The organism is Magnetospira sp. QH-2 (assembly GCF_000968135.1).
Classification (GTDB): domain Bacteria; phylum Pseudomonadota; class Alphaproteobacteria; order Rhodospirillales; family Magnetospiraceae; genus Magnetospira.
Window position 1 is genome coordinate 3,608,083 of sequence record NZ_FO538765.1, and the last position, 11,778, is coordinate 3,619,860.

Here is an 11,778-nt window from a genome sequence, read left to right on the forward strand (position 1 = left end):
ACCCCGTGACCGCCAGACTCTTGATGGCCCTAACGCTGTTTGCCTGTTTTGCCACCCCCGCCCGGGCCGTCTGCCCGGAAGACCTGCGGATTTTCGGCGAGGAAGTTTACCGGATGGGCGTTGACCTGGGTCGCATGGCCCAGACCGGTCTGGTGGATGACGAAGAGAACGAGAAATGGCTGGCCTTTCTGTCCAAAACCAACGGCGAAAACCGCCTGATCCTGGAACAGACCCCCAACGAGGCCTGCATCGACCGGGGCCGCGAGGCCTGGCATTCCCTGGACCCGTTCCGCGAGTTTGTCGCTGACCGGCGCAAAAGCATCCGCCCCGGGCAGATGCGTTAGCAGGCTGCTTCTGTAATCGAGTCATTTGAGTCAAGCTGATTTCCAAGCCGTCGGTTTGAACCTGGGTTATGTGGCGCCCTTTGCTTCTGTCCGCGGTCGACGTCGTCGCCGCATGATGGGGATCAAGGGGGATCGGGTGCAGCAATCTGAAAAGCGTGGTCTTACGCCACTGCAGCCTGCGCGCTGTCATCCGAGCCCCGCGCGTCGCCACGCGTCCTGGCCGCCCTTCAGGCGATCTCGGTTTTCGTTGTGTTTAGATGGCGGTCTCCTCCTTGCGGTACTGGAAGTCCGTGCCGTCGATCCACATGCGATGCATGATTACGGCGAGACGCCGGGCAACGGCTACCTTGGCGCGTTTCATCCCGCGCCTTTTGGCGACCGCGAGCCCCCAGTGTTTGAGCCAGGACCAACGGCGGGTTCGAGTGAGAAGTGCATTGGCGGCCTCGAACAAAAGCCAACGAACCATGGCATCTCCGCACTTGCTGATGGGGCCGCTTCGGTCCTGCTCTCCCGAGGCGTATCTGCGTGGGACAAGCCCGAAGTGGGCGCCGACCATGACCGACTTTTGAAACCGTTCCGGCACGTCGAGTCCTGTCCTGAAAGCGAGGGCGGTAACCGGGCCGACGCCGGGAACGGTCATCAGGCGCCGGCAAACGCTATCATCGCGCGCAGCGGCATGAACCTGCCGGTCGAGCTTGTCGAGTTGTTCGAGCAAGGCTTGGCGCGCAAGCAAGAGCGGCTCGGCGGCTGCGCTGAGGTGCGGGTTATCAGCCGTCAATTCCCGAACCCGCGCCGCGAAAAGGCGTCCGCGCGCCATACCGACCTTGAGGCCGAAAGCTTTCAATGTTCCTCGTACCGTATTGGACAACTGACGGACCTGATGAACCAGGGTCTCCCGATGGGTCAGCACCATCCGGAGCTCCTGACTGCGCGCGGTCTTGACGTGGGTCGCGCGGTACAAACCGGTCCGCATCGCCTGGCTGATCAAGCGGGCGTCGCGACGGTCCGTCTTGACTGGGCTGGCGCTGGCAAAGGCCTTCATTTGCCGGGTCTCGATACAAATCACAGGGAGGCCCCGACTGGACAGTCCTGCGTACAGCCAAGGCGCCAGAGGGCCAGCTTCCAACCCAATTCGCGCAAAGCCACGCCCGCTTTCCTCGAGCCAAGTGGCGACCGCCTCGGGTGTGCTTGACACCTTGCCTTCGCGAATGACGGTTCCCTTTGCATCAATCTCACAGATCGAAATGCTTGCCATCGATACGTCCATTCCAACAAAATACTCCATAGCTGGTCTCCTCTGTTCCATGTCCAGGAATTGACCCGGATACTTGATCAAGACCGAGTGTGGAGACCAGCTGACTGTCTAGGCAATCCCTGACTGCTCGATTACCGCCATCTGAAAAAGTCCGATTTCGAGCATGTGGCGACACATGCTTCGACAAGCTCAGCATGAGGGCCTTTGAACTTTCAACTTGTTAGCCTCACCCTGAGCTTGTCGAAGGGCGAGGCGGGCCGTCGGATAACACTTTTTCAGCAGCCTGTTGGATCGGGTCGCGTTGGATCGGATGGGATCCCGCACGAAAAACGGGATTGGGTTCAATCGGTATCAATAAGGTCGCCTCAGCCGCAACCGAGCCCGCATGTCCGCCGCCGAGGGCAGGGGCTGGGTGGCATCCTCGATCCAAGCGGCGATATCCGCATGGACCAGATCGGCATTCAGATCCCGTAGCAGCATGTGCCAGCCCCCATCATATAAAGCCAGGGTCTGTCGCAAGCGGGCGTCGTCCGGGAGTGTTGCCACCAGACGGTCGAACGGTTTGCCGGGAATGATTTCGTCCTTGGAACCATAAAGAATTAGCGCCTTGCGATCGAACCGGGGCACCGCTTCCAGGGCTGAATCCATCAGGTTGGCCAGGCCCCAAATAGTGCCGATGCGGGTATCCTTGATAATCAGCGGATCCCGGCCCAGAGCCCGCAGCATCTCGATATTGTCCGAGGGCTTGATATTCAGGCCCCGCCCGCTGACCGGCAACCAGGGCAGGCTGTGCGCCCCCAGCCACAGGGCCCAGCGTTGATAGAACGGCCAGGTCTTTCGCGCCCAGACCGCCGGGGCCGACAGGATGACCCCATCGACCGCCGGAGCATTCGGGGCGCTCAGGGTGACCAGGGCGACCGCCCCGCCCATGCTTTCGCCGAGCACGAACAGCGGCAGCTCCGGATAGGTCTGCCGGGCCGCTGCGATGGCCTCGCGCATGTCGCGTGTATAGCCCGCGACCCCGGCCCAATAACCCACATCTTCATTGGCGCCGAAACCGCGTTGATCGTAGGCCATGGACAGGATGCCCTGATCCGCCAGGGCCTCGGCGGTGGTATGGAAAAAACTGGAATAGTCGTTGAAACCGTGCAGGGCTAAAACCAGCGCCTTGGGTTGGCCCGCCGGTTCCCATCGCCGCAGCGGCAGAGCGGTGCCATCAGAGGCCAGGAAGGCCGTTGCGGTCAGTCGGGGGGAAATGTCGGGATCGCCCGGTGGCAGAGTTCCAGGGGCGCAGGCAACGAGCAAGGCCAGAAGCAGGCCGAGCGGAAAGGCCCGGATCATCTCAGTCTTTCCCGGTCAGCCGCAGGAAGATATCTTCCAGGTCCGCCTCGTGGGTGGATAGATCCACCACCGTCAGCCCGCCATCGCGCAAGGCTTCAAGAATCTGCCCGCCGTTGACCGTGCTGGGCGGATAGGAAAATACCAGGGTGCGAGGGTCGGTCTGCTCCACATGGAAGGGCGACAGGCTTTCCGGCAGCGCAGCGAGATCAGTATCCAGGGTTACGGTCAGCTGCTTGGCATCCATGCGTTTGAGCAGATCCTCGGTGGTCTCGCAAGCGATCAGCTTGCCCTGATCGATCACCGCGATGCGGTCGCAGAGGTTTTCCGCTTCTTCCAGATAATGGGTGGTGAGCAAGATGGTGGTGCCGCCGTCGTTGAGTTCCTGGACCATGGCCCAGAGCTGTTGGCGCAGTTGCACATCCACCCCGGCAGTGGGTTCGTCCAGCACCAGGATCGGCGGGTTATGGACCATAGCCTTGGCCACCAAAAGCCGTCGGCGCATGCCGCCGGACAGGGTACGGGCATAGGCATCGGCCTTGTCGGCCAGCCCCACGGCATCAAGGATCTCCATGGTACGGCGTTCCTTCTTCGGCACACCATAGAGTCCGGCATAGAGATCCAGCAATTCGCGCGGACTGAAGAACGGGTCGATGTTGAGTTCCTGCGGCACGATGCCAATGGCCTGCCGCGCGGCCCGCATCTCGCGTTCGATGTCGCGGCCCCAGATGCGCGCCTCGCCTGAGGTCCGCATGACCAGTCCGGCCAGAATATTGATCAGCGTCGATTTGCCGGCGCCATTGGGTCCCAACAGACCGAAAAATGACCCCCGGGGGATATCCAGACTCACATGATCCAAGGCAGGCTTGGGTGCTTTGCCCCGGCCGCCATAGGTCTTGCACAGATCGATGCATTGGATCGCGTTGTCGGGTGAATCGCTCATGGAGTCGGAACCGGTTGATTGTCGGGCGGCAATCGGTATCATCCGCCCATTGAATGGGTCAATGACCGCGTTGAAGGGACTCCGCCATGAATACCACATACGACACCCGCGAACATGTCATCGAAGTGGATAGCCCAACCTTTTCCTGTGACGGCGGCGGTGACGACGCCCTGGGCCACCCGGCGGTCTTTTTGCATACCGATGCCAACGGCCATGCGGTCTGTCCTTATTGTTCGCAAATATTCCAGCTGAAGGCCGGGGCCAAGTCGGGCGGGCACTGATCCCCCCCATGACCGAAACCGCCCCCAAACACGTCTTCCTGGTCGATGGATCGGGCTTCATCTTCCGCGCCTTCCATGGCCTGCCGATGATGACCCGCCCGGACGGCACGCCGGTCAACGCCGTCTATGGCTTCACCACCATGCTGATGAAGCTGCTCGACGAGACCGACGCGGACCATATCGCCATCATCTTCGACAAGGCGCGCAAGACCTTTCGCAGCGATATCTATCCCGAATACAAGGCCCACCGCCCGCCGCCGCCGGAAGAACTGATCCCGCAGTTCGATATCATCCGCCAGGCGGTCGAAGCCTTTAATCTGCCCGCCATCGACCACGACGGCTTCGAGGCCGATGACATCATCGCCACCTATGCCCGACTCGCCGTGGCCGAGGGCGCCAATGTGACCATCGTGTCCTCGGACAAGGATCTGATGCAGTTGGTGGGCGACCGGGTGACCATGCTCGATGCCATGAAAAACCGGGTTATCGGCCCGGAACAGGTGAAAGAGAAATTCGGCGTCGGCCCGGACAAGGTCATCGAGGTTCAAGCCCTGGCCGGAGATTCGGCGGACAATGTCCCCGGAGTCGAGGGCATCGGCGTGAAAACGGCGGCTCAGTTGCTGGGCGAGTATGGCGATTTGGAAACCCTGCTGTCGCGGGCGGGCGAAATCAAACAGCCCAAGCGCCGCGAGCGCCTGACCACCCAGGCCGACCGGGCGCGGATCTCGCTGCAATTGGTCACCCTGCGTGACGATGTGCCGGTGCAACACCCCTTGAGCGATTTTGCCGTCAAGCGGCCCGATCCGCAGCGCCTGCTGAACTTCGTCAAGGAGCAAAGCTTCAAGTCGCTGATCGCCAAGGTCGAGGGGCGGCTGACCGAAAATGGCGACCTGCAACGCGACGCCGCCGCCGAGGCGGCCCAAGCCGGGCGCGACTATGAACTGGTGCAGGATCTGGATCACCTGAAGGACTGGGTGGCCGAGGCGATGCGCGTGGGTCATTTGGCGGTGGATACGGAAACCACCGGTCTGGATTCCATGCAGGCCGATCTGGTCGGCGTCTGCTTGTCCACCGAGCCGGGCCGGGCCTGTTATGTCCCACTGGCCCATCGCACGGCGGGGAATCAAAGCGACCTGTTCGGCGATGGCGCCGAGGCCAAACCGCTGCCCGACCAGATCCCCATGGATCAGGCCCTGGCGCTGCTCAAGCCGCTGCTGGAAGATCCGGCGGTGCTGAAGATCGGCCAGAACCTCAAATACGACATGCAGATCTTGCGGCGCTACGGCATCGAATTGGGGCCCATGGACGACACCATGTTGCTGTCCTATGTGCTCGAAGGCGGCGCCCATGGTCATGGCATGGACGAACTGGCACAGCTGCATCTGGGGATGCAGACCATCAAGTTCAGCGATGTGGCTGGAAGCGGCAAGAAACAGATCACTTTCGACCTGGTGCCCATGGACGAGGCCCTGGACTACGCCGCCGAGGATGCGGACGTAACCCTGCGGCTGCATCGAATCCTGAAACCGCGCCTGGTCGAGGAAAAACTCTGCACGGTCTATGAGACCCTGGAACGGCCCCTGGTACCAGTGCTGCGGACCATGGAGGCCGAAGGCATCAAGGTGGATGCCCCGTTTTTGAAGGAGCTTTCCACCGATTTCACCGCCCGCCTGGGCGATCTGGAACAGGAAATCCATAAACTGGCCGGGCGGGAATTCAACGTGGGCTCCCCCAAGCAATTGGGCGAGATCCTATTTGATGAAATGAGCCTGCCCGGTGGCAAGAAGGGTAAGACCGGGGCCTATGCCACCGGCGCCTCGGTGCTGGAGGATCTGGCCGCCGCCGGGCACGACCTGCCCGCCCGGGTGCTGGACTGGCGGCAACTGGCCAAGCTCAAGAGTACCTATACGGATGCCCTGTTGGAACAGATCAATCCCCAAACGGGGCGGGTCCATACCAGCTATATGCAGACCGGTGCCGCCACCGGGCGGCTGTCGTCGACCGATCCCAATTTGCAGAACATTCCCATCCGCACCGAGGAGGGCCGCAAGCTGCGAAAGGCCTTCATCGCCGAGCCCGGGAACGTTTTGCTGTCCGCCGACTATTCTCAAATTGAATTGCGGCTGTTGGCCCATGTGGCCGATATCGGGGTGCTGAAGGAAGCCTTCCACGAAGGCACGGACATTCATGCCCTGACCGCCTCGCAGGTGTTCGGAGTGCCGGTGGAGGGCATGGACCCCATGGTCCGGCGCAATGCCAAGGCAATCAATTTCGGCATCATCTATGGTATCTCGGCGTTCGGACTGGCCCGGCAGCTGGGGATCTCCAACGGCGAGGCCAAGGACTATATCGACGCCTATTTCGCCCAGTACCCGGGCATCCGGGCTTATATGGACGAAACCAAGCAGTTTGCCGCCTCCCATGGCTATGTGACCACCTTGTTCGGGCGCCGGGTGCATGTGCGCGGTATCAACGAGAAGAATCCCAACGCCCGGGGCTTTGCCGAGCGCGCCGCCATCAACGCACCAATCCAGGGCGGCGCCGCCGATATCATCAAGCGGGCCATGATCCGCGTACCGGGGGCCTTGGCGGAAGCCGATCTGGGTGCCAAAATGCTGTTGCAGGTTCACGACGAACTGGTATTCGAGGTGCCAGAAGGGGAATCCGATGCCACCAAGGCAGTGGTCTGCCGTGTGATGGAAGACGCGGCGGACCTGAGCGTGCCGCTGGAAGTGGATGCGGGCATCGGGCCCACATGGGCCGAAGCCCATTAAGGGGGGAGACAAGAATAGGATGAATGCCGAAACCCAGCATATTCATTGGACGGCGTCCCTGTCCACCGAGTTACAATCGGTGGACGAGCAGCATCAAAAGATCATCGAGTCGGCCAATACGGCGCTCGATGCCCTTCAAGGGGATGACGGTCTGGCCGCCGCCATTCCCCATATCGAAACGCTGATCGCCGAGACCCGGGCCCACTTTGCCCACGAAGAACAGCTGATGCGCAACATTGCCTTCCCGGCCTATCCGGAGCACAAGGTCCAGCACGACAGACTGCTGGAGGAAATCACCGATTACATGCTTGAACTGGACCTGGAGCAGTCGGCGGAAGAGCTCCAGGTGTTGATCAATTTCTTGAAGTTCTGGGTGGTGCGCCACATGTCTCAGTCGGATACGCAGATACGGGATTTCATCTTGCGCCCGGAGCATGATCTGCAAACCAACGCTTGGAAAAACCACATCCCCGAGGCGCCTTGAATGACCGAGCCCAATAGCCTGCACGCCGACCGTATGGCCAAGAAAAAGGCCAACCGCGAAAAGATGATGGCTAAAAAGACTGGTGAAAAGGGCCTGCTGATTGTCCATACGGGACCCGGCAAAGGCAAATCCTCGGCAGCCTTCGGCATGGTGCTGCGTTGCGTCGGCCATGGCATGAAGGCGGGCGTTATCCAGTTCATCAAGGGGGCCTGGGACACCGCCGAACGACGGGTGTTCGAAAGCTTCGGCGAACAGGTGGTCTTCAAGGCCATGGGCGAGGGCTTTACCTGGGAGACTCAGGACCGGGAACGTGATCTGGCCGCCGCCGCGCGGGCCTGGGACGCGGCCAAGGAGATGGTCGCCGACCCGGATACCCGCATGGTGGTGCTGGACGAATTGAACGTCGCCTTGAAATATGAACTGGTCGATCTGGACGAAGTCATCGAGGCCTTGTCAAACCGGCCCGAGGGTTGCCATGTGGTGGTCACCGGGCGCGGTGCCCCCGAGGCGCTGATCGAGGCCGCCGATCTGGTCACCGAGATGAAATTGGTAAAACACCCGTTCAAAAAAGGCATCAAGGCCCAGCCCGGCGTGGAGTTCTGAGCTTGCGGGCGCTGATGCTGCAAGGGACCGGCTCCGACGTGGGTAAGTCCTTGCTGACTGCCGGACTCTGCCGGGCCTATGGGCGGCGCGGTCTCACCGTTCGCCCCTTCAAACCCCAGAATATGTCCAACAACGCCGCCGTCACCCCGGATGGTGGCGAGATCGGTCGTGCCCAGGCCTTGCAGGCGCGAGCCTGCGGCGTGGCCCCGGATATCCGCATGAACCCGGTGCTATTGAAACCGCAGACCGATGTGGGCGCACAGGTGGTGGTCATGGGCGCGGTCCAGGGCAACGCCACGGCGCGGGACTACCATGCCCTGAAACCCAGCCTGCTGCCCCGGGTGCTCGATGCTTTTCGGGATCTATCCGCCGAGGCCGATCTGGTATTGGTCGAGGGGGCCGGGAGCGCCGCCGAGGTCAATCTACGCGAGGCCGATATCGCCAACATGGGCTTTGCCACCGCCGCCCATGTGCCGGTGATCCTGGTGGCCGATATCGACCGGGGCGGCGTGATTGCCTCGGTGGTCGGCACCCATGCCTTGCTACCCGAGGCGGAGCGGCAATTGCTCAAGGGCTATGTGATCAACCGCTTTCGCGGCGACGTGAGTCTGTTCACTCCGGCGATCGACATCATCAAACGGCATACGGGTCTGGACTGCCTGGGCGTTGTGCCTTTTTTCGAGCCCGCCGGGCGATTACCCAAAGAAGACGCCATGGCCCTCGACCGGGCGCCCCGCAAGCAAGGCGGCGGAGATATCCGCATCGCCGTGCCGCGCTTGTCGCGCATCGCCAATTTCGACGACCTGGACCCGCTGATGGCCGAGCCGGACGTGGCCCTCACCATCGTCGAGCCCGGGTGCGCCCTGCCCGGCGATGCGGATTTGGTGATCCTGCCCGGCACCAAGGCAACCATCGCTGACCTGCAATTCCTGCGCGATCAGGGCTGGAACATCGACATCGCCGCCCATGTGCGGCGCGGCGGCAAGGTGCTGGGCATCTGCGGCGGCTATCAGATGCTTGGCCGGCGCATCACCGACCCGGAAGGCCGCGAGGGGGATCTGCGCGCGATTGATGGCCTGGGTCTGTTGGATGTGGAAACGGAAATGGGCGGCGACAAGGCGCTGGTGACCGTCTCGGGAGCCACGCCCGAAGGGGTGGCGGTCTTGGGATATGAGATGCATCTGGGCCGGACCCAAGGCAGTGATTGCACCCGGCCATTGGCCATCCTCGACCGCAATCGCCCGGATGGCGCGAGGTCCGCCAACGGGCGGGTCATGGGCGGCTATCTGCACGGCCTGTTCAATGGTGACGATTTTCGCCACGCTTTTCTTGATGCCTTGCGACCGGGTCGGACATCGGATCTGGCCTTCGAGGCGTCTATCGATTCCACCCTCGATGCCCTGGCCGACCACCTGGAAGAGCATATGGATCTGGACCGGCTCCTTCATACCCCGGTCAAGGCAACGTGAATTCTTTTACCAAATTCCAGGTCTATAGTGTTAACCAGGAAAGAGTCTCACGGATGATTGGATGACCCAATGAGCGAAATGGCCCCTGCCTCTCGAAAGCGCCTCCCCTTGATATTGATAGCCCTGCTGGTGCTGGTCATGGCCCAGTTGCAGGGGGATCACACCCGGGCCATGGGGGTGGATCGAACCGCCATCGGCTTGGTGGAAGAGGCCACCGATGCCTGGATCGTGGTCCCTGGCGGTCAGAAGAAACCCCTGACGCCGGACATGCCGCTGTATCTCAGCGACCGAATTCAGACCGGCAGCAAGGGTCGGGTGGCTTTGCGGTTCACCGACGACACCTTTTTCTCCCTCGGCTCCAAAGCCGATATCCTGGTGGATGAGTTCATCTACGAGCCTGGCATGAAAGGCAGCCGGTTCAGTGTCCGGATCGCCCAGGGTGCCTTTCGATTCCTGTCCGGCCAGATCGCCCACCTGGATGCCGAGAACTTCAAGGTCAGTACACCGGTGGCCACCATCGGCATTCGCGGTACCCATGGGCTCGCGGTGGTCGAGAAGGATAGTACCGGCTGTATCGTGCTGCTTCGCGACCCCCGACCGGGCAAGGAAAAGACCGCCATGACCGTGCAATCGGGCGGCCAAATGGTGGTGATCGATCGCCATGGCTGGGGCAGCGAAGTCAAGGGCATGGGCATGGCCCCCACCAAACCCCACGCCTGGTCTCCGGAACGGGTGGCCGAGATGCGCAAGCTGGCGGGGGACTGATTCCCTTTTCTGCCTTAGAGTCGGATCCGATTGGACCCGACAGGCGCTTTAGGATCTGCCATCCAAGACCAAACGGAGCAGTGCCCGCGACTCCCGGTTTTTATTCTTTGAGACGGTCTCAATGGATTGGTCAAGCGAGATACCGGTAATCCCCGCCGCCTCGAAGCGGGCGGCGAGGCTTTCCGGATTCTCGCCCGTTACCTGGGCCAAAGCGGCGATCGGGGCCTGGGTGGAGAGGTGGGCAAATTCCTTCAGCGGATTACCGGTATCAGGCCCCAAAGCGGTGGTGGCGACCCAAACCATGGCCAGGGTGGCGGTCCCGGCCAGAATCACCTGAGTGCGGGATTTTTTTAGCAGCTTGGTGAACATGTTGGCATGGCGCAGCACATGAAATCCTGCCGCGACGACAAAAGCCAGACCGAGCCATTCATGCAGCCCCATGAGATAGGCGTTGCCCAAATGAAAAAAAATCAAGCTGCCTGTGAGACCGACCACGGCAAAGGTCGCCGTGGTGAAGATCGTGGCGTATTTTTGCAGTAGCGTTCCAAATTTCGATGCTTGCGGGCGGGTGGAAATGGTCGGCAGGGTCGAGGCAATAGACATGGTGCAAACTCATGGATCCGAAAGCCCGACTCTCGGGTCGGGAACGGATGGGATCCTAAGGCGCCCCTGTATCAGCCCGATTTCAAAAAGATCAAAAAATGTAACGCTGTGTAACGCTATAGCCCGCAGGCTTTTTTGGTCGCGTTATGGGCGGCGGTGAACCCGCTGAGGGAATAGGTATCGACGGTCTTGGTGCCGCGCGAGGAGACACCCCGTACGACCATCTCGCTGCCCGCCCGCATGGCCTTGACGATCGCCCGGTCTGTTTTGACATCGCGAGCCCAGGCGGAATCGTCCGCGGTAAACAAGGTAAAGGTATCGCCGCCAATGGTGACCGTGACCTCGCTCCGGGTCTTGTAGGTATAGCCGGCAACAATTTGCACCACGTCGAACTGGTCTTCGCCCGGTTGTTGGGCCACCCAGGCATGCACATCGCCGCGCTTTTTGTATTGACCAGTGGATTTGCTCGGAACCGCGCCCATGTAGCAGGTTTTATCCTTGCCCTTGCCGCTGGCGAAAGCGCTCCAGGATTTGAAGGTCTCGATCAGATCATCAACGGTGGCCCGGGCCGACAGGGGTGTCAGGCTCAGGAGAACGACGAAGGCGATGGCGAATCTCGTCATGGGGGCCTCGGTTGTTCCTCGCGGGATGGGGATCTGATTATTGCCGATTTCGCTGACCTGACAAGGGTTAATCGCCTTTTAGAGAACAGCCTTGTTGTTGCCCTTATCCGTCCTCATTTCCGCCACATTCCACTGCTTGAATAGATAACTGAGAGAGCCTCCTCCCATCCTACCTCTGGGAGAGTCCCTTCCTCTCACGCCCCCACTCCGGTGCAATGCCGGGAATACCGGCGACCGAGGTCCCCCCCACCTCGGTCGCCTTTCTTTACCTTTTTCGGTTGGGGGAAGTGATTGCC

General features: G+C 61.2%; 12 protein-coding genes. 7 read left to right on the forward strand and 5 right to left on the reverse strand.

Annotated features, from left to right (window positions below; translation table 11 throughout):
- Positions 1–5: 5 nt before the first annotated feature.
- Positions 6–344, forward strand: a complete 339-nt coding sequence (locus tag MGMAQ_RS16885; protein WP_148561004.1) for a hypothetical protein — start codon at positions 6–8, stop codon at positions 342–344.
- 253 nt (positions 345–597) lie between these two features.
- On the opposite strand, the gene MGMAQ_RS16890 is transcribed toward MGMAQ_RS16885, so the two are convergent.
- The 3 genes from MGMAQ_RS16890 to MGMAQ_RS16900 form a co-directional block, all read right to left on the reverse strand.
- Positions 598–1,629 carry an IS110 family transposase gene (locus MGMAQ_RS16890; protein ID WP_046020119.1) on the reverse strand — a complete coding sequence of 344 codons (1,032 nt, stop codon included), beginning with the start codon at positions 1,627–1,629 and terminating at the stop codon, positions 598–600.
- Positions 1,630–1,950: 321 nt separating this feature from the next.
- Positions 1,951–2,940 (reverse strand): alpha/beta hydrolase, encoded by a 990-nt coding sequence (locus MGMAQ_RS16895; protein WP_052716500.1) that lies wholly within the window; start codon positions 2,938–2,940, stop codon positions 1,951–1,953.
- Between the two features lies 1 nt (position 2,941).
- Positions 2,942–3,880, reverse strand: coding sequence for an ABC transporter ATP-binding protein (locus MGMAQ_RS16900; RefSeq protein ID WP_148561005.1), 939 nt, complete (start codon positions 3,878–3,880; stop codon positions 2,942–2,944).
- Between the two features lie 86 nt (positions 3,881–3,966).
- Here MGMAQ_RS16900 and MGMAQ_RS16905 point away from each other — a divergent pair, with 86 nt between their 5' ends.
- From MGMAQ_RS16905 to MGMAQ_RS19910, 6 genes are all read left to right on the forward strand, one after another.
- Positions 3,967–4,161, forward strand: coding sequence for a zinc-finger domain-containing protein (locus MGMAQ_RS16905; RefSeq protein ID WP_046022472.1), 195 nt, complete (start codon positions 3,967–3,969; stop codon positions 4,159–4,161).
- 8 nt (positions 4,162–4,169) lie between these two features.
- On the forward strand, positions 4,170–6,935 hold the full coding sequence (polA, locus tag MGMAQ_RS16910) for a DNA polymerase I (protein ID WP_046022473.1): 2,766 nt from the start codon (positions 4,170–4,172) through the stop codon (positions 6,933–6,935).
- Positions 6,936–6,954: 19 nt separating this feature from the next.
- On the forward strand, positions 6,955–7,419 hold the full coding sequence (locus MGMAQ_RS16915; protein WP_046022474.1) for a bacteriohemerythrin: 465 nt from the start codon (positions 6,955–6,957) through the stop codon (positions 7,417–7,419).
- Positions 7,420–8,022, forward strand: a complete 603-nt coding sequence (cobO, locus tag MGMAQ_RS16920) for a cob(I)yrinic acid a,c-diamide adenosyltransferase (RefSeq protein WP_046022475.1) — start codon at positions 7,420–7,422, stop codon at positions 8,020–8,022. It begins immediately after the preceding gene.
- 14 nt (positions 8,023–8,036) lie between these two features.
- Entirely contained in the window at positions 8,037–9,491 is a 1,455-nt protein-coding gene (locus tag MGMAQ_RS16925) for a cobyric acid synthase (RefSeq protein WP_046023470.1), read from the forward strand.
- Positions 9,492–9,560: 69 nt separating this feature from the next.
- Positions 9,561–10,256, forward strand: a complete 696-nt coding sequence (locus MGMAQ_RS19910; RefSeq protein WP_052716501.1) for a FecR domain-containing protein — start codon at positions 9,561–9,563, stop codon at positions 10,254–10,256.
- Positions 10,257–10,304: 48 nt separating this feature from the next.
- Here the strand turns inward: MGMAQ_RS19910 and MGMAQ_RS16935 are convergent, their stop codons facing one another.
- Positions 10,305–10,859, reverse strand: coding sequence for a DUF4405 domain-containing protein (locus MGMAQ_RS16935; protein WP_046022476.1), 555 nt, complete (start codon positions 10,857–10,859; stop codon positions 10,305–10,307).
- A gap of 116 nt (positions 10,860–10,975) precedes the next feature.
- Positions 10,976–11,482: an invasion associated locus B family protein gene (locus tag MGMAQ_RS16940; protein WP_046022477.1), complete on the reverse strand. Its 507-nt coding sequence runs from the start codon at positions 11,480–11,482 to the stop codon at positions 10,976–10,978.
- Between the last annotated feature and the right edge of the window lie 296 nt (positions 11,483–11,778).